Source organism: Marinomonas posidonica IVIA-Po-181 (assembly GCF_000214215.1).
Classification (GTDB): domain Bacteria; phylum Pseudomonadota; class Gammaproteobacteria; order Pseudomonadales; family Marinomonadaceae; genus Marinomonas; species Marinomonas posidonica.
Genome location: NC_015559.1, coordinates 2,591,119 through 2,614,190 on the forward strand (window position 1 = coordinate 2,591,119; position 23,072 = coordinate 2,614,190).

Genomic DNA, 23,072 nt, shown 5'->3' on the forward strand with positions numbered 1-23,072 from the left:
GAGGTTTTCCATGAGTGATAACTGGATAGAGACCATCAGCATTGACGATGTTCCTGAAGACGATGTCATTGGCGTTACGGTCAATGGTCATCAAATCGCGCTGTATAAAGTCGAGGATGAAATCTTTGCGACAGACAATGTCTGCACACACGGGCATGCCCTATTAAGCGATGGATTTTTAGAAGACGGAGAAATCGAATGCCCGCTTCATCAAGGGAGATTCTGTATAAAAACGGGAAAAGCCATGAGCGAACCCTTGACTGAGGATATCAAAGCATACGCAACTCGAATGGAAGACGGGCAGGTTTTCCTAAAGTTTAGATAAGATTAATAGCTCGTTCGTAGAACCATCGCGAACCACTTAGCCAGCAAAAAATAACTATAAATAACCTGGAGAGAACAATGAAAAAATCAATATTAGCACTGATCACTGCAAGCGTTATTACACTAATCTCTACCAATGTATCGGCACAAATTTTGTCGATCGCGTCACCACCACAAGGTTCTATTTGGAACACCATGAGTAACGGCATGGCCAATGTTGGGCGCTCTAAAGCCAATATCAATTTGGTTGTTCAACCCTATAGTGGTAATCGCGCTATGATGGATGCCGTTAACCAAGGCTTAGCCGAGTTTGCTATTAATGATATCAATGACGCCATTGTCGCGGTACAGGGAAAGGCTGATTATAAAGGTAAACAACGTCGTCATTTAAAAGTAGCACTGCGCATTAGCCCTCAGCCGATTGGCATTTTTGTCAAAAAGCAATCCGACATTAACCGCATCGAAGACCTAAAAGGGAAACGAGTCGCTTCGGGGTGGAATGCGTTTCCGATTGGCCGCCCTCATATGGAAGCTATGCTGGCGACTGGCGGCTTAACTTGGGAAGATGTAAAAAAGGTTCCTGTCCCTGACCTAATCCGTGCCGCAGACAATCTTTCATCAGGCCGACTGGACGCCACTTATTTTGCCATTGGTGGACCAAAAGTAGCGGAAGTAGATGCTTCCGTAGGCGGTGTAAAATTCTTACCCGTTAACACAGATCAAACGGCACGCGATGCCATTCTTAAAGTACGTCCAGCCTTTTATTTTTCCGAAGTAAAACCAGCGCCACATCTAGTTGGCATAGACAAACCAACCCAAATGCTGACTTGGGATAACGTTCTAATCGTTAACGATAAAGTATCTGACGAAGATGTTTATCACATGGTAAAAGCCATTCTCGAGAACAAAGACGCTTTAATTAAAATATTCCCAGGTTTCAAAGCACTCGCGGTTAATACCGTGAATAAAAACTATCCGGGGATTCAATATCATCCTGGTGCCATTCGTTACTTCAAAGAACAGGGCCTTTGGGAGGAATAACCTCCTTTCATCACCCTATTTTTTCTGAAAAGGTACTTTAAATGAACGTTGAATCGTCCAACCCAGAAACCATGATGACTGAACCTGCGATAATGTCAGCATTAAGAAATGGCTTAGGTGTCCTGATTGCTTTGGCAGCCATTGCTTTTGCTGCTGATCTGTTTAGCCGAATTGGGATTGCCATTTATACCGAACAATACCTTGCCGTGGTGTTGGGAATAAGTCTCTCGCTGGTTTTCCTAAAACCACAAGAAAAGGCCATTCAACGCCTGTGCAATGCTGCTATTGCTGTCATTGGTTTGCTGACCAGCTTGTATTTAGCGATACAGTACCCTGATTTAGTTGAGCGCCAAATGGATTTGCCTTTGGATGCATTGGTGATCTCCGCATTGTTGTTTATTTTAGTGTTAGAAGGTTTAAGACGAGTTGTCGGCATTACCCTCGTCATTGTTGTTTTGTTGTTTATGGGCTTTGCCCTGCTCGGCAGTCACCTTTCCGGCCCTTTGCAAACCCGCGAAATAACCCTAGATAGACTGTTCGTTTATCTAGGGGTGGACACTAACGGCATGCTGGGCTTAACCCTAAACGTTGCCGCCACCATAGTGATTGGTTTCATCTTGTTTGGACAACTCTTATTGCGCTCTGGCGGTGCCGATTTTTTCAATGATGTGGCACTGTCACTGATGGGGAAAAGTCAGGGTGGTTCAGGTAAAATCGCCACCATTGCTTCGGCCTTATTTGGCTCTATTTCTGGCGTCGTGGTGTCCAATATCGTGGCAACGGGCGTCGTGACCATCCGCATGATGAAGAAAGGCGGTTTTAAACCCCATACTGCGGCGGCCATAGAAACAGTCGCCTCGACAGGCGGGCAAATTATGCCACCTGTCATGGGCGCTGTGGCGTTTTTAATGGCTGAGTTCTTACAAATCAGCTACAGCCAAGTGGTTCTAGCCGCTTTGGTTCCAGCCATACTCTATTATGCTGCTCTTTATATTCAAGTGGACTTGGAAGCCGCCAAACAACAAATAAAACCCATCGACCCTAAACTGATACCTTCCAAACGAGACGTTATCAAAAGCGGTTGGGTGTTTATCATTCCTTTCAGCGCCGTGATCCTAGCTTTGTTTACCTTTAATCAACGACCTGAAACCGCCGCGCTTTGGGGCGCTCTTGGCGCACTTTTTGTTGGCCTATTAAAGGGCTATAAAGGCAAACGCATGCATGCCAAAGACGTAGTGGCCAGTTTAGAAGAAACAGGTCATTCCATCGTCGACATCATCATGATTGGCGCCGCCGCCGGTTTCATTATTGGCATACTGAACATTACAGGTTTGGGTTTCGGTTTAACCTATTTCTTGGTGGAGTTAGGGCAAGGTAATCTATTCCTCTTATTGGTCATTTCAGCTGTGGTTTGCATCGTTTTGGGAATGGGGATGCCAACCGTTGGTGTCTATCTATTGCTCGCGGTTTTGGTCGCTCCTTCTCTGATTCAGGTTGGCGTAGAGCCTATTGCAGCGCACCTATTTATCTTCTATCTGGGCATGATGTCCATGGTTACACCGCCCATTGCCATTGGCGCTTTCTTTGCCGCCAGTATCGCCAAAGCCAATCCGATGAAAACCGCTATGACGTCAATGAGATTGGGCTGGACGGCTTATATTATCCCCTTCTTATTCGTTACTACGCCCTCTCTTTTGCTCATCGGCGAGACGTCGCAAATTGTGATTACCGTGATGAGTGCCTTGGTCGGAGTTTGGGCTGTATCCATCGGCTTTGCAGGCTACTTCAGAGACAAACTCAAGCCCTTCTTTCGAATCAGTTTTGTCATAACTGGAGGCTTGTTTCTACTGCCTAATTTACAAGGTGGAGAGACACCTATTATGCCGAAAATAGTAGGAATTGGAGTATTAATGACCTTGATATTCGTTACTTATTTGATCAAAAAAACAGCATCAAAACCGTCACCTAATTCGACCCAATCATAGGAAAAAACCATGCAGTTATATAACTTTTTTAACAGTTCAACGTCCTACCGAGTGCGAATTGCACTCGCCTTGAAAGGACTAAGCTACGAGCATCACGGCGTCAACATTCGTATTGGTGAGCAAGCAACCGAGAGCCATATAAAACTCAATCCAGCAAAGGGCGTCCCTGTGCTGATTACGGATGACGGCCAAACACTCACACAATCCATGGCTATTTTGGACTATTTAGAACTCACCTACCCTGACTCGCCGTTACTGCCTAAAGACACATTAGAACGGGCAAGGGTTTTAGAAATCTGTCACATGATTGCAAGCGACATGCATCCGGTTAATAACCTTCGCATCCTAGGCTATCTCAAGCAGCAACTAGAGGTTACGGATGAACAAAAAACGGCGTGGTATCAACACTGGATTCAAGAAGGGTTCGAAGCACTGGAAAGCCGTTTAAACGAATACGGCTATGGAGATTATTGTTTTGGCGATCAGGCCACATTGGCGGATTGTTGCTTAGTCCCACAAGTGGCCAATGCTCTGCGTTTCGGCTGTGATTTGTCGTCTTTTACGAAAGTCTTAAGCATTTATGAGCACTGCCAACAAAACACGGCTTTTCAACAAGCCGCGCCCAACCAACAACCCGATTTCATCGCTTAATTTTGTGAAATTGAAAAATAAATAATAAGGAGTTTCCCATGCAATCATTAGGTACTCTTGAGGATTTACCTCAATCCTACCGCGATAAATTAACCGATTTAAACCTGGTGCCACTCTGGCCCAATATGCGTGCCGTTTTGCCTCATAAGGTCCCGAGCCGTAAAACCCAAACGTTAAATTGGCAATTTGACACACTTCGTCCTCTGTTAATCGAAGCTGGCGATTTAACGCCGATGGAAAAAGCCGAACGTCGCGTATTGGTGCTGGCTAATCCAGGACACGGGCTGACCAACATGCAAGCCACTCCCAGTATTTATATGGGCTTGCAGTTAATATTACCGGGCGAAACCGCCCCCAATCACCGCCATACACCCAACGCCGTACGCATTATCATTGAAGGCGAAGGGGCAACCACCATTGTCGACGGCGAGCCTTGCATCATGGAACGAGGTGACTTGATTCTGACGCCATCTGGAAAATGGCACGAGCACCAGCACGACGGCGACGGACCGATTATTTGGTTAGACATACTCGATCTGCCTTTGATGTATCAATTAGAAGGCTCTTGGGCCATTGAGGGAAAAACTCAGACCAAGGTGCTTGAACGGGATAAATCCTTTGCCGAATACAGCGCCGCAGGCGTGGTGCCTGAATTGGATTTTAAAAGAGAGAATACGGATTCGCCGATGCTGCGCTACCCATGGACAAGAACACGGGCTTGTTTGATGGAAATGGCTCAGCACTACAGTGACAGTCCAATCCGCATCGCTTATGTCAATCCAGAAAACGGAGCCAGCTTATTCCCCAGCATTGGCTTTGGCGCCATGATGCTACGCCCTAACGAAACCCTATCTTTGCCTAAGCGCACAAGCGCCTGTGTTTTCCATATTGTCGAGGGTCAAGGCTCTCTACAAGTGGATTCAAACGACGCTTTGCAATGGACAGAAAAGGACACGCTCAGCGCGCCCGGTTACAGCAAGGTAACGCTCAGCAACAACTCTGCAACTGAGCCTGCGTTCATTATCACTGCCGACGAAGCGCCACTACATCGTTACCTCGGTATTTTTTAACCCTTATCAATACACCATTAATAAAAGGAAAAACCATGACAAATAAACTCGTATTCCCCGCTAAAGAAACCATTTTGGCGCCCATTGAAGGCTCTGATAGCCTGTTTCCTATCCATCGTATTTTTTGTGTGGGACGAAATTACCATGCTCATGCGGCGGAAATGGGTGCCACCGTTGATAAAAGTGTACAAAGTCCTTTTTACTTTATTAAGGATGCCAGTACTTACGTGGCAACAGGGGCAAGCATTGATTACCCTCCCCAAACAGACAACTACCATTATGAAATGGAATTTGTCGTTGCGATTGGTGAAGAAGGCTTCAATGTCAGTGAAGAGAAAGCCGAAGACATCATTTTCGGCTACGCATGCGGTTTGGACATGACCCGTCGAGATCTCCAGTTAAAAGCGAGAGAAACAGGCCGTCCTTGGGATCTGGGTAAAGACTTTGAAGAGTCTGCGATTCTGGCCCCCATTGTGCCAATAGGTAAAACAGGTGTGTTAAACGACGGCAAAATCGAATTGGCCGTGAATGGTGACACCAAACAATCTTCGGATATAAATTTGTTAATCTGGAACGTGCGTGAAATCATCGCCGACTTGTCCAAATTTTACCATCTACAACCCGGCGATTTGATTTACACTGGTACGCCAGATGGCGTTGGGCCTGTCGTTTCTGGAGACAAAATAACCGGAAGTATCGAAGGTGTCGGCGATATTCAGCTAACCATCCGTTAATCCCCCCGTCAAAACATCATCAATAAAAGCTCCCAAATTAATGAAATATAGGGAGCTTTTTCTTAAGTGCTAAAAAACGACCATGACTAAAACCGAAAAATAATTTATATCGATAAAATAATTATCACTATAAGATGATTAGTAGGTTGACTGAACAAAAAATATACATAATGATAAATATCGTATTAGAACGATACACCTGTGTAGGACAATAAAAATAAAACTGAGAATATTCTCGGACACTTACAAGGAAAATAGTCATGTTTCGCATTAAAACGTTGGTCAAACAAACTTGTGTTGCTGCCACTGTCGCAACGCTTCTCGCCACCACAGCAAACGCCACATTCGCTGCTGAAGATAAAATTCGTTGGAAAGTCCAAGCCGTCTTTGGTACTCATCTCCCTGGATTAGGAGATCCCATCATTCACGTTGCCAAACAGCTCAAAGCCGCAACAGATGGCCAGATCCAATTTAAGGTCTATGAACCAGGTAAAATTGTTCCTCCTTTCAGCATCACTGAAGCCGTCAGAAACCACCAACTCGATGCTGGCTATGCTTGGCTAGGTTACGATCAAGGTAGAATTCCCGCTTCGGCCTTGTTATCCGCCGTCCCCTTTGGCATGGAACCTTGGGAATACTCCGCATGGTGGTATGACGGCGAAGGTAAAAAATTAGCCGAAGACTTGTACGCCAAACACAATGTACACCCTGTGTTATGTAGCATCATTGGTCCTGAAACAGCAGGTTGGTTCAAAAAAGAAGTCAATGCCATGGAGGATCTGCAAGGTCTTAAAATTCGCTTTGCGGGTTTAGGAGGTAAAGTCCTTCAAAAAGCAGGAGCATCGGTGACCGTTCTGCCCAGCGGTGAAATATTCCCAGCGTTAGAAAAAGGCGCGATCGACGCGACTGAATTTTCTATGCCTGCGATAGACAAGATCATGGGCTTCGACAAGGTCGCCAAAAATAACTACTTTCCCGGTTGGCATCAAACCTTCACTGCGTCTCATTTAGTCATTAACAAAGGCGTTTGGGATGACCTGTCGAGTGCCACTAAAGCCACCATTGATATGGCCTGCACAGCAAGTACGTTCCGCGCGCTGACCCACGGTGAAGCGATCCAAGGGAAAGTACTGGCTGAACTAAAAGACAAAGGCATTAAAACTCGAACGCTGAATCCTGAGATGCTCACTGGCCTCAAGAAAATTACCGATCAAGTCATGTCTGAACTGTCTGCAGAAGATGAAGATTTTAAAAAGATCTACGACTCTCAACAGAACTTTAGAGCGGAATATAAAGAGTGGCGTAAACTCGCTTATCTTCCTTTAGATCTTTAGATTTCTAATCACGGTTTCCATTCCCATTAACGACCTAGTTAGCACCTAGGAAACAACGAATAAATACACGGACGGTCATTAGAGAAGGTATCTCTCCTCCTCTAATGACCCCTAAACGTCTGCGTTTTCTAACTAGACTGACGCCATAGTGCTTAATCCAAGCCTAACGAAGTGATTTTTCATCGTCACACCTGGTAGGAAATAGGCATGGGAATGTTGGTGTGACTTAAGCGTATTTACTCAGGAGGATATTATGCAAATGGCCCCTAATAATAAGACTGATAATGTTGCGGCGACGAAACTATCTAGTTCTAAGCTATCTAGTTCTCAGCGACCGAATACGAAACTTCCCGAGACCAGACTTTCCAAACATATCGACAGCCTATTAAAAGCCATAGGTAACGCAGCGTCTTGGATTTGGGTGGTACTTATGGGGGTTATCATTCTGAATGTCTTCATGCGTTATGCATTGGGCGAAGGGCGTATTGAATTTGAGGAATTGCAATGGCATTTTTATGCTATCGGCTGGCTTATTGGTCTTTCTTACTGTTTTGCTTATGACCAGCACGTCCGAGTGGATCTGATTCATGGTCACTTAAGCTTGCGAGCTAAGTCTTGGATTGAGCTATTCGGTATAGTGCTGCTTCTATTGCCGTTTACCTGCACGGTGATTTGGTATTCTGTTCCTTTTATTAGCTATTCATGGGAAATGCATGAAATTTCCTCTGCGCCCGGTGGCTTACCTTACCGCTGGATCATCAAATCGAGCCTATTAGTGGGTTTCGTTTTGTTGGCACTGGCGATCATCTCGCGCCTCTCTCGTGTTCTTGCCTTGCTGTTTTTGCATCCGCGTTCTGACACTCAGTCTATTACGACACAAGCTTAGGAGAGATCATGGAAATTAACGAAATCCTCGCTATCTCAATGTTTGCGACCTTTATTGTTTGTTTATTCAGTGGCTTTCCGGTTGCTTGGGTATTGGGGGGCATTGCCATTGTGTTTGCAGTGATCGCCATGGCAGCCGATTATTGGTTAGACGCTTTTATCGGTGTCGATTGGAATTATGTATCGATCACGGTCCAACGTATCTGGGCCGTGATGACAAACTGGGTTTTAGTGGCATTGCCCATGTTCGTGTTTATGGGGTTGATGCTGGATCGATCAGGTGTTGCCGAAGATCTCATGGGGAACCTAGCGCGACTATTTGGTCGAGTGCGTGGTGGACTTGCCGTTACCGTGACCTTCGTCGGTCTGCTATTGGCGGCCTCTACCGGAATTATAGGGGCATCTGTCGTATTATTAGCGGTGCTGGGTATTCCGATGATGTTACGGGAAGGCTATAGTAAAGAATTGGCTTGCGGCACAGTCTGTTCAACAGGCACTTTGGGGATTTTAATTCCGCCCAGTATCATGTTGGTTATGATGGGAGACCGTGTTGGCATTCCTGTCGGTGACTTGTTCCTCGGTGCATTATTACCGGGGCTTTTACTGGCAGCTATGTATGTTGCTTACATCATGATTTATGCGTGGTTGAAGCCACACGCTGCCCCCGCCCCACAAGACAGTGAAAACGTCACCTTTAGCATTCTTTGGAAGGTTTTTAAGGCGGTATTACCCACTGCCGGCCTTATTCTCGCCGTACTTGGGTCCATTTTTTTCGGTATAGCTACCCCCACTGAAGCGTCTGGTGTTGGCGCATTTGGAGCCATGCTTCTGGCTTGGAGCAAGAAACGTTTAAGCATCAAAGTACTTCGTGAAGTGGGTCGTGAAACCACCAAGACCACCGCTTTTATCTTCGCCCTTCTACTTGGTGCAACGGCTTTTTCATTGGTATTTCGAGGGCTCGGTGGCGACGAAATCATTGAAGGCGCCTTAACCAGCTTGCCGTTTGGCCCAACTGGTATCGTGATCACCATATTATTTGTGACCTTCCTATTAGGTTTTTTCCTAGATTGGATCGAACTCACCTTGATCATCCTTCCATTGGTTGCCCCCGTTGTCTCAGGGCTCGGGTTTGATCTTGTATGGTTTACGATATTGTTTGCCGTCTGTCTGCAAACCTCTTTCCTGACGCCCCCCGTTGGTTTTGCGCTCTTCTATTTAAAAGGGGTAGCCCCTAGTGGCATCAACCTAGGCCATATTTATCGGGGTGTTATACCCTTTATTTTAATTCAGCTGCTTGGATTAGCGATCGTCTTTTATTGGCAAGGTATCGTGACTTGGTTGCCTAAGATTGCTTATTAGGGCTTGAACAAGGCGGTGATTCCAACGTAATAAATCTGACCTCACCGCCTAGCTATGAAATACATTATTTTAGATATGAGAGGCATTAGTCGATTCGAACGTCAAACGCCAAATTGCGCTTGTTGTATGCCTATTCGGCATTTATTATTTTTTAATGAAAAATGCCGAAAGACAAGATTAAGGTTTATTTATGAGCACGCAGCGTCGCGAAAAAGGTTCAAGTATTTCCCGTGTACTTGAAATTATAGAAGCCATTTCTAAATCCGAGCACCCTCTCAGTGCAGCGGATCTCTCCGAGTTATTAAATATCCCTAAACCCAGTGTGCACCGTCTATTACAGCAATTAGAAGCCGAAGGATTCTTACAAACCAATATGCGAGGCTTGTTAGTGCCTGCTGATCGCCTTCATGATATTGCCTTGGGTATTATCTATTCCAGTCGTTTTAAAGCACAACGCCAAGCAATTTTGCAACACTTGGCCGAGAAAATTGGTGAGACCTGTGGCCTCTCCATTCCGAGTGGCACAGATATGATTTATTACGATCGCGCACAAACAAACTGGCCATTGCAAATCCATTTACCGGTTGGTATTCACACGCCTATTTGCTGTACTGCCAGTGGTAAACTCTATCTGAGTTCCTTAAGTAAGGAGCGCCGTCAACGTATTCTTGGCGCGATACCCATGAAGCAGTACACACGAAACACAAAAACGAACCCAGACTGTTTAGAACATGAACTGCTCTATATCCAGAAAACCAATGTAGGTACCGATAATGAAGAATTTATCGACGGCATGGCGGCGGTCTCTGTGCCAGTTGTCGACAGTCATGGACGGCTGATCGCTTGCCTATTCTGCCATGCTCCCGTTATTCGTAAGAACCTCGAGGAGTTGCTGCATTTTCTCCCTGAATTACGTGCGGCGGCAGTTGACATCGGAAAACTAGCGGAAGAAGTGGATTAGAACAGGTTACTGACGATTTATGTTTAAACATTCATCATGACTTAGAAGCGTTGCTTTTCGAATACTCTTTAGGGCTTTGTCCGGTCATTTTCCGAAAGGCGGTCCGAAAAGCCGATTCTGACTGATACCCTAATTGCTGAGCCAATGTGGTGACGGTTGTATCAGTGGTTTCCAATGCTAATCTGGCCAGATGCATGCGCCATGCACAAACATAATCCATCGGAGACTCCCCCATGACGTCGGTAAAACGTTTGGAAAAAACCGATCGAGACATCCCCGTTGCTTGCCCCAGCGTCTCAACACTCCATTTATAGCCAGGATCTCGGTGAATACAGGTTAAGGCTTTGGCGATTCTTGGATCAGAAAAACCCTTTAACCAACCTTCTCTATCACTGCCATAAGTCACCGCAAAGGTTCTAATGGCATGAATTAGAAATAATTGTGCTGTTTGTGCAACAAGGGAACCAAAACCCGATTGCTCAGGGTGCGCCTCTTTGAATAGAAAGCTCACCATAAGGTTTTGCAAGGTGGTACCTGCCTCTTCAGCATTGATCCTCATTAACTCAGGCAAGGTATCAATCAGAGGACCATAACATTGATCAAACCAATGAAAGGCAAACGAAAAAATGCGGACCATACTGCCGCCACCGCCCCAACTAATATGTTGAGGATCGGCCAAGTTAAATGGAATATGCTGACCTTTATCAAACAGCTCGTTCGCGGTGATCCAGCTTTGCGGAAACTCTTCTGAAGACGAGATATAGTAAGGCTTACCACGCATGCCTTTCGGTAAAATAAAGGTATCCCCCGCTCGAAAACATTGCGTTACCCGGTTTTGATCACTCAACCACAGTTCACCTTCCACCACAGTACAGCTGATGGGAACTTCATACTCTATTTTGATGGCCCATGGCGAGGTAAATTCAAAAAATACCACAGCGGAATCGGCCACCAACAAAGAGGACAAAACGTCATCAAGAAAATCTCGCTCTGAGTTGGCTTCAATTGGAATATAAGGCGCACGTGTTGGAAGTTTCATGGGCAAATTATGTCAGGTTTAAAAAAAAAGTCATCGCTAATCTAGTTAAATTAGTCGTTATTTTCTAATTGAGATACAAAATTCAGGACGATTTAGACCATATGAGAGATTTATTCGGCGGTATAGTCTCTAATCAATCCCTATAGTAACTCTCGTAATCTAATAATAATAAATGATGAGAAGATGCTAATGATTAATGACGCGTTTCCGCTTCCAAAATTTGTCACCTTTGAAAACGCCACCATAGCGAAAGAATTTTTAGGTGTTTCTACCGAGAATTCACTCAAGGTTCAAGGTATTGCTAGGCCAGAAGACGAACAACAAGTCCAACAACTTGTTCAGTGGGCCAATGAACACGAAGTGACGCTTGTCCCTTTGAGTTCACCATCAGGAAATCGTCGACACGGACTCGCCGGCTTAAAAGATGCGCCTTTTGTCGTGCTTGATATGTCGAAAATGTCTCGGGTAATTCATGCTGATGGCGAAGATGCCATTGCCATTATCGAACCTGGGGTTACCTTTCCTGAGTTCGATGCTCAGTTACAAAAACATAACCTACGATCGATCAAACCTTTCCTCCCCAGAGCAAGCAAGTCAGTACTAGCCTGTTACCTAGAACGTGAACCGACAACCTTACCCAATGAGCACTGGGATTCAACCGATCCATTAGCAAGCCTAAGCCTCACTATGGGCAGTGGAGAAAGTTTTCGAACCGGTGGTGCCGCACTGTACGAAGACCTTGATGAAGCTTTAAAAAATGGTGCTCGCCAAATGATGGCTTCCGGTCCAATCGGCACAGATTACACCCGTGTTATGTTAGGCTCTCAAGGCACATTAGGCGTTACTTCTTGGGCCTCCATTTATTGTCAACGAATCCCCAGCATTGAACAGGGATTCCTTTACGGTGCCGAAGACGTCACCACGCTAATCTCCATTGTACGTCATCTGGCATTGCATCAGCTTGGCGCACAGTATTTTATGCTTAGCCGAGTTCAGCTCGCCGCAGCATTAGCCAAGGACAGCACCCACTTTGCGGAGTTACACCAACTCTTTGGCAAAGATGCGATGCCCGCTTGGTACCTCTATGTCAACATTGCTTCGCGTGACGTGTTACCCGAAGAAAGCATGCAGTGGCAGTTAGCAGACCTCTCTTCCTTAGTCGATACCTTGCCGGTAACCACCATATCGCAACAGTATCCCAGCTACCTTGCTGAGCTGGAAGCGCGCCTAAGTACACCCTCTAAAGAATTTTATAAAGACGTGCCTTGTGGCACCCATACCGAGGTGTTCTGCATCACCCAAATGAGCAAGGTCGCCAACCTTGTAAACCTTGCTCAAAACCTACTGGCGGACCTATCGGATGTCCAAGTGGGCTTCTATTTACAGCCGATGATTCAAGGCACGAATTGTCACCTCGACATTTCCCTATTCCATACAGATGAGCAAACAACACAACTGGCTGACATCGAAATGCAATTGGTAAAAGTATTAGCAGATAACGGAGGTTTCTTCAGCCGACCTTATGGCAAATGGTCCGAGGATGCGTTTGCTCGCAATGAAACCATTGTGCCTCACCTTCGCAGGGTAAAAGACATTTTTGACCCTGCTGGAATTTTAAGCCCTGGGAAACTGTGTTACTGAGTTTTTCGAGACCTATCTAATAACAATAACCTGGTAGAAAAATTATGTCCTTAGAAGATCGAATTCATAATATTGAGCAGTGTAACCGCTGCTCTCAGTGCAAATTTGTGCACATGCCTAAAAGTCAGGAATTTTCGAGTATTTGTCCCAGCAAATATCAGAGCCGCTTTCATGCCTCCTCGGCGGGAGGGCAAGTTATTTCAGCCTATGGCTATCACCACAAATTGATTGAAGCATCACCAAAGATGATCGACAGCGTTTTTGCATGCAGCATGTGCGGTGCCTGTGAAACCATGTGTAAAAGCCATATGGGTGACAATGTTGAACCCTTTGATACCATTTTAGAATTCCGTGCGCAGTTGGCTGAAGATGGCAAGGTTCCCGAAACCTTGAGCAACATGGTCAAACACCTAGAACAAGAAGGCGCACCTCATGGCAAACGTGATGAGCGTAGTCGCTGGGCGGAAGGGTTAGACATCAAAGATGCCCGTAAAGAAACCGTCGACGTGCTCCTGCATATCGGCAGTGGCCAAGCTTATAGCGAAAAACAATGGGATAACCTTCGTTTTATCGTCAAATTGTTAAAAAGCGCAAAAGTCGACTTTGGCATTGCTTATGATTCAGAAAGTGACAGTGGGGGTTTAGCGTACGAAATTGGCTACCGCTCTGTTGCCGACAAACTGGCTCAAGAATGGGCGGATTTGGTTCAAAAAAGTCAGGCAAAAACCCTTCTCGCCATCAGTGCTGAAGCCTATTCCGCGTTTAAGAATGTCTACCCTCGTTTAAACAAAACACTCTCCTCAGTACGGGTTCTGCATACTACCGAGTATTTCGAAGAATTGCTTCAACAGGGCAAGTTATCACTGGGCATGAAAAACACCGGCAAGGTTGCCTACCATGATTCTTGTCGTCTTGGACGACGCAGTGAAGAGTACACACCTTGGAACGGTGAATACATTCGAGTTCTGAACACTATGGCGGTGACCGACACGCCTCGTAAAGTCAATTATGGTAACGATGGTAACTATGACGCGCCTCGCCAGTTGCTATCAAGAGTCGACGGATTAGACATGGTCGAGCTAGAACGCACTCGACAATATTCTTTTTGTTGCGGTGGCTGCACAGGTGTCAAAGAAACCTACCCTGAGATGGCCGACGGCGCAGCTCAAGAGCTTTTGCGCGAAGCCGAATCCGTGGGAGCTGAGGTGTTAGTCAGTGGTTCTTCGTGCTGTCAAGCAAACATGGCGGCGGCGGCAAAACGCAGCAACTCCTCCGTCAAGGTCGCCTATCTTTTTGACTTGCTAGCCGACTCAATTCAGGAGGGCGCGTAATGAGTAATCTACCTCCACACATATTAAAAGCCTTTGAAGCCGTCGTTGGTCCAGACAATGTGTCTGACGAAGATTTTGTTGTTAACTGTCACGACTGGATGGGCTTAGGCGCAGACCCTTCTACCCGTACTTTATTAGGTAAAGCACCGGCCGCAGTGGTGATGCCGGGATCAACTGAAGAAGTGGCGGGGGTCGTCAAGGTATGTAATCAATATAAATTGAAGTTTAAAGCGCACAGTACAGGATACGGTAACTATTCTGGTGTCGGCACTAAGGGCTCCATTTCCATCGATTTATGCCGTATGAAAGGCTTAGAAATTGACCCAGAAAGTCGTATGGCGATCATCCAACCCTATACCACCGCAGGTGAATTGGTCTCTGAAGCCCATAAGCATCAATTAATGTGCCACATCATTGGTGCTGGCCCAATCCATTCCCCGCTCGCCTCTGCCACCTCATTTGTGGGGGTTGGGGTCGCAGGTAATCATACCAGTATCAACTCACGCAACATGTTGTCCTTAGAATGGGTCACACCAGAAGGTGAAATCGTGCGTATTGGTAGTAGCGGTTCGGACGCAGGCTGGTTTACCGGCGAAGGCCCTGGGCCTGGATTCCGCGGCATGATACGTGGTCTTTATGGGGCCGCGGGTGGCTTAGGCGTGTTTACCAAAATAGGCATCAAACTTTATCCTTGGGCAGGCCCTAAAACCCTTGAATGGAGTGGTCCACATCCATACAGAGGCACACCGCCGCCAGAAAATTTCGCCACCTACCAGCTTGATTGGGATAACTGGGAAGACGCGACGAAAGCCACCCAGATGATGAAAAACAGCAAGGCAGTGGCCTTCATCAATCGTATGCCACCCGCCGCCGTTGGACACTGTCTCACGGCGACCAATCGTGAGTATTATGATTTACAACGCACCGGCAAATTACCGGACATTGCCACAAAAGCCAATGCAGTCGGCTGGTCTGTCACCACCATGGCATGGACTAAGGCGCAATTTGACTGGAACGAAGCGGTACTGAATAAAATCCTCGCCGAAACCAATGGCCGTAAAATGGACATTTCCGAACGCGAGCGAGATATCCTCACGGCAGCCGTGCTGACCTCTCATTACGTCGCCCGTTTCAACCGTATGGGTGACTGTGCGGGAGTCAGTATGGGCGTACTCGATTCCATCAATCTTATTCCAGAAGTTGTCAAACGAACCAACGACGATATTGGTGATAAAGAAACCAAAGCTGGTGGCAAGATGATGGAAGTCGACACCGAACAAAACTGGATGTGGTTATCAGAAGGCCGACACTTCTGGACAGAAAATAACCCTGCCAGTACCCGTAGTTTTGTGAAAAACATTGTCGTTTGTGTGGACTTTATCCTCAGTAGCTTTATTAGCAATGAGAAAAAACCACTGGGTGCCGCGCTCTTTGTTCATGGTGAAGCGAGTGATTTATTTGGCCCCAAACTTGGCCACCCCAATAAATGGATGCGCAAGGTAAAAAATACTTGGGATCCAAACAATCTCTCAGATTCAAAGCACTTTATTCAACCCGAAGCGGCAAAAGAGTCAAAAGCTTGGCCAATTGCTAAAAAGATATTTTTCCACCCTTGGGGCAAGCCTATCTTTCGGAAGATCCTGACCAAAGAGTTTGGTAAAGACGATCCCAAGTAAAAAGCTACTGCGTTGCTGATCTCAAAATATAACCAATAAAAAGAAATTTAGAGGTGAGAACAATGATAAAAAATTTAAGCGACGTCATCACCCTGTCGGCAGAAAAGTTCGGTGATAAAACAGCCTTAATCTACAACCAGCAGTCTTTCACTTACCGTGAAATAAATCGTCTGGTCAACCGATTAGCCAGTGCACTTAAGAAAAAAAGCATTGGCCCTGGCGATAAAGTCACCCTTTACGGTGAAAACTCATGGCAATGGCTGGTCAGCTATTATGGCATTTTGAAAACCGGGGCTGTGGTCAACCCTGTTAACGTCATGTTAACCCCTAATGAAGTCGAATTTGTCGTCCAAGATTGTGATGCAAAAGTCATCATTGCCTCTCAATCTAAAGGCACGCCTCTTGTAGGAATTCAGCAAAAAACGGGGGTTGAATCCCTTATTTTGTATGGTGAGGATATCCCTGAAGGCGCGGAATCTTTTGATCACTTTTTAGAACAAGGTCGTGATGACTTTACCAGCTTTGAGGTTAACACCAATAGCCTTTCGACGATTTGCTATACCTCTGGCACTACTGGCAATCCGAAAGGCGCCATGTTGTCCCATCGTTCGGTAATCAGCAACTTCTTGATGACGGCACAAATGCACGGTCGCTCAGAGAAAGACACGGTTGTTTCAGCCTTACCCTGTCCGCATGTTTACGGCAACATTGTCTTCAACAGTACCTTTTACAAAGGTGGCACCTTAGTTATGCATAGTCTGTTTAATGTGGAGGAGGTATTTACATCAATCAACCAATATCAAGCCACCATGTTTGAAGGGGTACCGACCATGTACCTATATATGCTGGATCACCCCAACTTATCCAGTGTGGATTTTTCTCATATGCGGATCTGTACGGTAGGCGGACAAACCATGCCAACCAGCAAGATGGAAGCCGTTGAGGAAGCCATCGCCTGCCCGCTCATCGAACTTTGGGGAATGACTGAAATCGGTGGGCTTGGCACCACCTTCGCTCACGATGGCGAATACAAACATGGCTCTATTGGCGTGGCATTACCCTATACCGGAGCAAAAATTGTCGATGTCGACAACGCAGAAGTAGAGGTAGCACGTGGAGACGTCGGCGAACTGATGATCTCCGGTCCTTTGGTTATGCAAGGCTATTATGGCAATCCTCAAGCGACCCAAGCAGCCATCACTGCCGATGGCTGGCTACATACCGGTGATCTAGCCAAAATGGACAAGGACAACTGCATTTTTGTCGTCGATAGAAAGAAAGATTTAATTATTACCGCAGGGTTCAACATCTACCCCGCCGAATTAGAACGGGTGATCGCCAATCACCCAGATGTCGCCATGGTGGCAGTGGGGCCTATTGCAGATGAAGCCAAAGGTGAACTCGCAAAAGCCTATATTGTTGCGAAACAAAATACCACCCCCGACATCGACCAGATTATCGCTTATTGTCGTGAACATTTGGCCGCCTATAAGGTGCCTCGTGACATTCAATTTGTCGATGATTTACCCAAAACCTCCAGCGGTAAAGTGATGCGCCGCAAACTCCATACCTTAGATAAATAACAATAAAAACTGTCATTCAGTTAGGAGCGATACTCATGTTCGATGCACATAATCACTATCAAATGGTCATTAATGGCGAGCTCATTGCCACAGAAAAAAGCTTGCCTGTGTATAACCCAGCAACCAAAGCAATCATTGCACAGGTGCCAGACTGTCCAAAAGAGTGCCTTGATACGGCGGTATACAGCGCTAAAATCGCCTTCAAAACTTGGTCAAAAACCAGTTTTGATCAGCGTAAGGCTGTACTTACTAAGCTTGCCGACGCATTGGAAGAAAATGCCGAAGACTTCATGGCTCTATTAACTCGTGAACAAGGTAAACCTCGCTCCGGTACAGAATGGGAAGTATTTGGCTCGGTTGCTTGGTTACGTGCCATTGCCGAACAAAAACTGGAAGACGAAGTCGTTGATGAAAATGACGAACGCTCTGTTATCACTCGCTACACGCCACTGGGTGTGGTCGGCGCAATTGTGCCTTGGAACTTCCCTATTTTGCTATCGGTATGGAAAATCGCACCCGCATTAATGGCTGGCTGCACGGTAGTCGTCAAACCTTCGCCTTATACCCCACTGTGTAATCTTAAATTTGCTGAAATGGCAAAAGACATTGTGCCACCAGGTGTGCTCAATTGTGTCAGTGGTGGCAATGAACAAGGTCAATGGCTAACAGAGCACCAAGACATCGCTAAGATTGCTTTTACCGGCTCAACGGCTACTGGTCGTAAGGTAATGAGTGCCTGCTCTGAAACCGTGAAACGGGTCACGTTGGAACTGGGTGGCAATGATCCGGCCATCGTTCTGCCAGATGTCGATCCGAAAGAAGTTGCTCCAAAACTTTTCTGGGCTGCTTTTCAAAATAATGCACAATTTTGTAACGCCACCAAACGACTCTACATTCATGATGCTGTCTATGACCAAGTACGAGACGCCTTGGTGGATTATATTAATAATGAAGTCATTGTTGGCGATGGTGCCAAGGCCGATACCACACTCGGTCCGATTCAAAACAGCATGCAGTTTGAAAAGGTAAAAATGTACTTTCAAGACTGCATAGATCAAGGCCAAAAATTTGCAGTCGGCGGAGACATTGACGATAACGCCGACGGCTGGTTTGTGCCTGTGACACTGGTTGATAATCCATCAGACGATTCTCGTATTGTCACCGAAGAACCGTTCGGTCCTATTCTGCCATTACTGCGCTGGTCCAATGAAGAAGACGTTATTGCCCGTGCTAATGACACGATTTATGGCCTAGGTGCCAGTATTTGGGGTAATGACGCAGCCGCAACCCAACGCATCGCGGAGCAAATCGAAGCCGGAACCGTATGGATTAATGAAGTGCATCAATACTCTCCGGCACAAGCTTTCGGGGGCCATAAACAATCCGGTCTTGGCTGTGAAAACTCGCTGCATGGCTTGATGGAATACACTAACTGGCAAACCATTACTCGCAATAAACAGGCTTAATACACGGTTTTTAACAGGATCAAATAACTTATGAAGAGCACTGTTTGATCCTGTTCACCCAGCTTATGGTCGTTAAAGGTTTACAACACATTCTTAGTATTTGCTTACTTAGTATTAAATAATTTTTAGGAAACATTTATGAGCTATATCAAAAAACAAATCCCCAGCAGCATTTTGATCTTTGGCGCGGGAAATCACATTGGCAAACCCATGGCCAAATTTATTGAGAAGAACGCCCCTCAAATTAAACTGCGCTTGGTTTCCAGCCGAGAAGAAGGCATTGAACCACTGCGTCAAGAATTCCCTAACGCTGAAATCGTACAAGCAAACTACCTCGACTTGCCTTCCATGGAGGCTGCCGTGGATGGCATGGAAGGGATTTATATGTCAGTCCCCAATCACCTGCCTTTCTTACCCGTTACAAACAACTTTGTCGCAGCGGTTAAAAAGAGCGGCACAGCCATTCACATTGTCCGTCAGGTGGCCATGGTACCAGGTTACAACTACCGCCTAATGCCAGAAGCGATGAAGAAAATGATGGGTGACGAATACCCTGATTTGGTCACCAAACGAATTTACGAAGAAAATGATTTACCGACGACCTTTTTGAACTTTGGTGCCAGTTTTATGGATAACTTTACCACTCGTGCCGGTAGAGCCATTAAAGAAGACAAGCAGTTGATTTGGCCACCAAGAAAAGTCCCTTACATAGATGCCAACGAGATAGCAGAAGTAGCGGCACAACTATTGCTCTCCGATAACCAAGGTCACATTGGTCAATTGCACACGTTAAACAATGGCCAAGACAACCTACGTGGTCACGAAGTCGCTGACATCATGTCAGAAGTTCTAGGCACTAACATCGACTATGTCGGAAACAAAGAGGCGTTTGTCAAAGAATACACTCGTATCTTTGGCCCAGCCGCGCCGATGATTTGGGGATTTTTTGAGTTTGAAGCCACCTATGAAGAAGGTTGGGTACTGAGTGATTTTGTTGAAAGAATGATTGGCCGTAAGCCCAAATCACTCCGCACATGGCTTGCAGAAAATCGTGATGCGTTAATGAGCTAACCTTTACGATTTAACACACTGACCATGTCCCCAAAGCAAGGTTAGTTGATGAATTGATCATTCGATAAAGCTGAATGATCAATTCGATTTAAAGGGTTTTTCTGCAAAACCAAGGGTGCTCTATATTGATTGACATTGTTCTGAACAATAAAAATAAAACTTACTCGGTAGGAAGAACACGTGAAAAAAATCCATATTTTCCTCTTAAAGATCTGCTTAATTTTTTCAGCTGTTATCTCTGTCAAGGCGACGACCAATAGGTTTGATCAATCTGCGATTAAATCGATTTCAAATTAGACAAGCTAGTCGACTATTAAGTTGTTTTTTCTGCCTAACCCTATCTATCTAAAATGAGAACCTATCAAGATGAAACTTGCGACATTCAATAATAATACTGCAGACGGTCAATTGGTCGTTATCTCCAACGATGGTACACGTTTCGCGCCAGCAGGCACTAGTATGCAAGCTGCATTAGAAAATTGGGCGAGCTTTGAAGCATCATTAGAAGCCATTTCAACCGCACTGAATAGCGGCACACTTGCAGGGCAAACCGTTCAAACCACAGAACTCTGTGCCCCACTCCCTCGTGCATGGCAATGGCTTGATGGCTCAGTATATAAAAGCCATGCCGACCTGATGGGCGCCGTGACGGGGATGGAAGTAAAAACACTCGAAGGCCGCCCATTAATGTACCAAGGAATGTCCGATACCTTTCTCAGTGCGACGGCGGATGTGCCGATGGCCAGCGAAGCCGATGGCATCGATTTTGAAGGCGAATTTGGCATCATTGTCGATGACGTTCCAATGGGTGTTACCCCAGAACAAGCACGTCAACATATCAAATTAATCGTGCAAATAAACGACTGGTCATTACGGGCGTATTCCGGCCCTGAAATAAGCACAGGCTTTGGTTGGATTCACGCTAAGCCACCTTGTTCAGTAGCCCCCTTTGCCGTGACGCCTGAAGAACTTGGCGAGCACTGGGAAAATTGCCAAGTACAACTTCGTCTTAATATCGAGTGGAATGGCAAAAAATTTGGTCACGCTCACGGCGGTCACATGCAATACGGCTTTGATGAGCTTGTTGCCCACGCCGCTAGAACACGCAATTTGGTTGCTGGCACCGTCATTGGATCAGGAACCGTTTCCAATTACGAGTACCGAGAAGTGGGGTCATCTTGCATTGCTGAACGTCGTGGCATTGAACTGCTTGATCAGGGCGAAGCAAAAACCGGCTTTATGCATTATGGCGACACGGTTCGCATGGAAGCAAGAACACCAGACGACCAAGTTGTATTTGGTGCCATTGAGCAAAAAGTGACGCAGCCTGGGAGCTAACGATGACAGTCTATAAACCCTTTCAACGTGTGGTCACCGGACATGATAAAAGCGGTCATGCCATTATCCGTTCAAATGAGAATATTGTTCCAACAGAAATGCCCGGTGCAGATGGTGCTGGCTTTGCGACAATTTGGTCCGCCCCTGAGATCCCAGTGGATAACAACGATGAAACGGATGGCCGTGACCGCAACGCTGGCATCACGCTCCCCGGAGGCTCTGTGATACGCATGGTTGATACACCTCCAGGCTCAGAATCCCCAATGCACCGTACCAACTCCATTGATTACGGCATCGTGTTAGAAGGCGAAATCGAGCTTGAACTCGATAAAGGCGTCAAAACCATAGTCTCAACCGGAGGCGTTATTGTGCAGCGCGGAACCATACACGCATGGCGAAACGTCAGCGACACGCTGTGCCGTATTGTCTTTGTATTAACCGAAGCCAAGCCCTATTTGGTCAATGGCGTACCACTGGACGACCTTAAACCTGAGGATATGGACGGCTTTCATTGATGTAACTGAGTTTATATGGCGCCATTCGCTTAAACACCGATTCCTGTGAGTTCGATCACTTACGAATGCGGTATTCATATTATAAAAACGTTTTAAAGCACTGGAGAATACAGATGACAGTTTTAGTAACAGGCGCGGGCGGCTTCATTGGCTCCGGCGTTGTAGAAGCACTGTTAAAGGCTGGCAAGTCTGTCGTTGCGACAGATCGTGAATTAACGGCACTAACACAACATCAAGCCTTAACCCTTAAACAAGGTGACCTAGCCGATGCCGGTTTCCGTGCGTCACTGTTTGATCAAACCATAGAATCAGTGATTCACCTTGCAACCATTCCAGGCGGTGGCGCAGAAAGTGCTCCCGAGTTATCTTTCAAAATTAATGTAGAAGCGACCGTTGACCTTATTCAATTAGCCGGCGCAAGCACAGAAAAGTGCCGTTTCGTCTATGCCTCGGCCATTGCGGTATACGGTGATGCAATTCCCCCTGAAGGTGTGAACGATGACACGCCGTTACAACCTAAACTGCATTATGCCATGCATAAGATGATGTCTGAGGTCGCACTGGGAACCTTTACCCGTCGTGGCACAATTGATGGTGTCGGTGTTCGCTTACCCGGTATCGTGGCTCGACCACAAGGCGCTGAAGGGTTTAAATCAGCGTTTATGAACGATATTTTTCATGTCATGCTCGCTGGTAAAACGATGACGATGCCCGTCTCTAAAACGGCACAAGTTTGGTTAATGTCCCGCACTCAAACAGTCAACAATCTCGTTCATGCGCTCGGTTTAGACAGTCAAACCATGCCAGAAGACAGAGTCGTCACCCTACCGGCTATTCACGTCGTAATGGGCGACCTTATTAATGCTCTTTCAAAGACGACAAGCACCTCAGTAGATAATATTCGTTACGACTCTGACCCTCAGTTAGAAGCCGCTTTTGGCGCTTACCCTCCCCTTACAACCTTGAATGCTGAAAAAGCCGGTTTTGTACATGATGGTAGTGTAGAACAGCTGATCAGCAACACATTAGCCGACATTCAGTCACGTTAATCAATGACGATAAGGCATA

20 protein-coding genes are annotated in these 23,072 nt (G+C 46.1%); 19 read left to right on the plus strand and 1 reads right to left on the minus strand.

Annotated elements, in window-relative coordinates:
* Positions 1–10 precede the first annotated feature (10 nt).
* From MAR181_RS12020 to MAR181_RS12065, 10 genes are all read left to right on the plus strand, one after another.
* Entirely contained in the window at positions 11–325 is a 315-nt protein-coding gene (locus MAR181_RS12020; protein ID WP_013796869.1) for a non-heme iron oxygenase ferredoxin subunit, read from the plus strand.
* A 77-nt stretch (positions 326–402) separates the two neighbouring features.
* Positions 403–1,365, plus strand: coding sequence for a TAXI family TRAP transporter solute-binding subunit (locus tag MAR181_RS12025; protein WP_013796870.1), 963 nt, complete (start codon positions 403–405; stop codon positions 1,363–1,365).
* A 41-nt stretch (positions 1,366–1,406) separates the two neighbouring features.
* Positions 1,407–3,350, plus strand: coding sequence for a TRAP transporter permease (locus MAR181_RS12030; protein WP_013796871.1), 1,944 nt, complete (start codon positions 1,407–1,409; stop codon positions 3,348–3,350).
* A gap of 9 nt (positions 3,351–3,359) precedes the next feature.
* Positions 3,360–4,001 (plus strand): maleylacetoacetate isomerase, encoded by a 642-nt coding sequence (gene maiA / locus MAR181_RS12035; RefSeq protein WP_013796872.1) that lies wholly within the window; start codon positions 3,360–3,362, stop codon positions 3,999–4,001.
* 38 nt (positions 4,002–4,039) lie between these two features.
* Positions 4,040–5,071, plus strand: coding sequence for a cupin domain-containing protein (locus tag MAR181_RS12040; protein WP_013796873.1), 1,032 nt, complete (start codon positions 4,040–4,042; stop codon positions 5,069–5,071).
* A 35-nt stretch (positions 5,072–5,106) separates the two neighbouring features.
* Complete coding sequence (locus MAR181_RS12045) at positions 5,107–5,805, plus strand: fumarylacetoacetate hydrolase family protein (protein WP_013796874.1); 699 nt, start codon at positions 5,107–5,109, stop codon at positions 5,803–5,805.
* 260 nt (positions 5,806–6,065) lie between these two features.
* The gene (locus tag MAR181_RS12050; RefSeq protein WP_013796875.1) at positions 6,066–7,139 is read left to right on the plus strand and encodes a TRAP transporter substrate-binding protein; all 1,074 of its coding nucleotides are present in this window, start codon (positions 6,066–6,068) and stop codon (positions 7,137–7,139) included.
* Positions 7,140–7,392: 253 nt separating this feature from the next.
* The gene (locus MAR181_RS12055; RefSeq protein WP_013796876.1) at positions 7,393–8,025 is read left to right on the plus strand and encodes a TRAP transporter small permease subunit; all 633 of its coding nucleotides are present in this window, start codon (positions 7,393–7,395) and stop codon (positions 8,023–8,025) included.
* A gap of 8 nt (positions 8,026–8,033) precedes the next feature.
* On the plus strand, positions 8,034–9,383 hold the full coding sequence (locus MAR181_RS12060; RefSeq protein ID WP_013796877.1) for a TRAP transporter large permease: 1,350 nt from the start codon (positions 8,034–8,036) through the stop codon (positions 9,381–9,383).
* 190 nt (positions 9,384–9,573) lie between these two features.
* On the plus strand, positions 9,574–10,344 hold the full coding sequence (locus MAR181_RS12065) for an IclR family transcriptional regulator (protein WP_013796878.1): 771 nt from the start codon (positions 9,574–9,576) through the stop codon (positions 10,342–10,344).
* Positions 10,345–10,378: 34 nt separating this feature from the next.
* Here MAR181_RS12065 and MAR181_RS12070 read toward each other — a convergent pair whose 3' ends face one another.
* A complete protein-coding gene (locus MAR181_RS12070; protein WP_013796879.1) occupies positions 10,379–11,383 on the minus strand; it encodes an AraC family transcriptional regulator in 1,005 nt (334 codons plus the stop codon).
* Between the two features lie 189 nt (positions 11,384–11,572).
* On the opposite strand from MAR181_RS12070, the gene MAR181_RS12075 reads away from it, so the two are divergent.
* From MAR181_RS12075 to MAR181_RS12115, 9 genes are all read left to right on the plus strand, one after another.
* Positions 11,573–13,024 (plus strand): FAD-binding oxidoreductase, encoded by a 1,452-nt coding sequence (locus tag MAR181_RS12075; RefSeq protein ID WP_013796880.1) that lies wholly within the window; start codon positions 11,573–11,575, stop codon positions 13,022–13,024.
* A gap of 44 nt (positions 13,025–13,068) precedes the next feature.
* Complete coding sequence (locus tag MAR181_RS12080) at positions 13,069–14,355, plus strand: (Fe-S)-binding protein (RefSeq protein ID WP_013796881.1); 1,287 nt, start codon at positions 13,069–13,071, stop codon at positions 14,353–14,355.
* Positions 14,355–16,031, plus strand: coding sequence for an FAD-binding oxidoreductase (locus MAR181_RS12085; RefSeq protein ID WP_013796882.1), 1,677 nt, complete (start codon positions 14,355–14,357; stop codon positions 16,029–16,031). Before MAR181_RS12080 ends, MAR181_RS12085 begins: the two co-directional genes overlap by 1 nt.
* Positions 16,032–16,093: 62 nt before the next feature.
* Complete coding sequence (locus MAR181_RS12090; protein ID WP_013796883.1) at positions 16,094–17,614, plus strand: class I adenylate-forming enzyme family protein; 1,521 nt, start codon at positions 16,094–16,096, stop codon at positions 17,612–17,614.
* A gap of 35 nt (positions 17,615–17,649) precedes the next feature.
* Positions 17,650–19,080 (plus strand): aldehyde dehydrogenase family protein, encoded by a 1,431-nt coding sequence (locus MAR181_RS12095; protein WP_013796884.1) that lies wholly within the window; start codon positions 17,650–17,652, stop codon positions 19,078–19,080.
* Positions 19,081–19,218: 138 nt separating this feature from the next.
* Positions 19,219–20,151: an NmrA family NAD(P)-binding protein gene (locus tag MAR181_RS12100; RefSeq protein ID WP_013796885.1), complete on the plus strand. Its 933-nt coding sequence runs from the start codon at positions 19,219–19,221 to the stop codon at positions 20,149–20,151.
* Positions 20,152–20,517: 366 nt separating this feature from the next.
* Positions 20,518–21,489, plus strand: coding sequence for a fumarylacetoacetate hydrolase family protein (locus tag MAR181_RS12105; RefSeq protein ID WP_013796886.1), 972 nt, complete (start codon positions 20,518–20,520; stop codon positions 21,487–21,489).
* 2 nt (positions 21,490–21,491) lie between these two features.
* A complete protein-coding gene (locus MAR181_RS12110) occupies positions 21,492–22,004 on the plus strand; it encodes a cupin domain-containing protein (RefSeq protein ID WP_013796887.1) in 513 nt (170 codons plus the stop codon).
* A gap of 113 nt (positions 22,005–22,117) precedes the next feature.
* Entirely contained in the window at positions 22,118–23,053 is a 936-nt protein-coding gene (locus MAR181_RS12115) for an NAD-dependent epimerase/dehydratase family protein (protein WP_013796888.1), read from the plus strand.
* Positions 23,054–23,072: the final 19 nt, after the last annotated feature.